2 protein-coding genes are annotated in these 1,030 nt (G+C 64.0%); both read left to right on the top strand.

From position 1 onward, the window contains the following. Positions 1-306, top strand: a 306-nt coding sequence (locus ABT116_RS50310) for a hypothetical protein (protein WP_351648557.1), incomplete at its 5' end; no start/stop codon positions are given. Positions 307-394: 88 nt separating this feature from the next. Next, positions 395-895: a sortase domain-containing protein gene (locus ABT116_RS50305; RefSeq protein WP_351648555.1), complete on the top strand. Its 501-nt coding sequence runs from the start codon at positions 395-397 to the stop codon at positions 893-895. Positions 896-1,030: the final 135 nt, after the last annotated feature.

The following is a 1,030-nucleotide window of genomic DNA, read 5'->3' as shown; positions in this document are numbered from 1 at the left end:
GACGAGACCACCGCTGTAGTGAACAAGACCGGAGTCAAGCTGGTCGGCTACTACAACAACAAGGGAGCCTTCAACGTCGTCGACTACTACGTCACCGATGCCGACGGCGATGCGGCACTCGCCGGAAGCCTGCCCCCGGTAGACCTTGCTCTCGGCGACACTGCAAGCAGCACCAGCGGTAGCAGCAGCTCCAACCTGCCGGCTGTACTGATCGGCGTCGGAGTCGTAGGCGCTGCCGCCGCAGCAGCTACGACGGTGGTTGTTCGTCGCAAGCGTCATGACGGTACGGGCAACACGTCTGCGTAGCGCCGGCCTCTCGGCGGTAGCGATCCTCGCACTCCTCGTTTCCGGATGTTCGGGCGAGAACGCGGGATCGCTACCCGATCGCTCGCCGGTGCAGTCGCACATCGCGGCTGCACCGGCTTCGGCGACCGTCGATCCGGCAGAACCTGAGCGGATCGAGTTGAGGTCTGCGTCCGGGGTCACGTACCTGAGCAGTCCGTTGCACTCGGAGAAACTGATGCGCGGCGGCGAGAGTGGGCAGCAGCTGAATCCGGTCGACGAGCTGCCGGTGTGGTGGGGTGAGAGCGGAATGCCGGGAACGTCGACCACACAGACCGTTGTTGTCGTCGGCCACAACTTCACCACTCGCGAAGCACCGTTCCGGGCGCTCCGGGTGGTGGAGCCAGGAGATCACGTCCTGCTGAGCACACCGAACGGGGTGCTCGAGTACGACGTCGAAACCGTCGGGCCGCTGCACAAAGGTTCGCTGCTGGGCACTCACGAGTTGCGTGAATCGGTTCCCGGGCGGTTGATCCTCGCCAATTGTGATGTGGTCGAAGGAGAGTCGACCGACGATAATTACGTTGTCATCGCCCAGCTGGCAGCGCACTGAATCCGTGGGAGTGCAAGAATGGGTTCATGGATTCCCTCGGCCGCACCCGAGAGAAGGAAGAAGGTGGGCGGAACATGGCCGCCACCCACAGGATCGCCGCGGGTTCCGTGATCGCCGCGGTCTGCGCCGCATCGC

It is taken from the genome of Streptomyces sp. NPDC002130 (assembly GCF_040296465.1).
Classification (GTDB): domain Bacteria; phylum Actinomycetota; class Actinomycetes; order Streptomycetales; family Streptomycetaceae; genus Streptomyces.
Note: the sequence above shows the minus strand (reverse complement) of the source record. Positions and strands in the feature narration are given on the sequence as shown.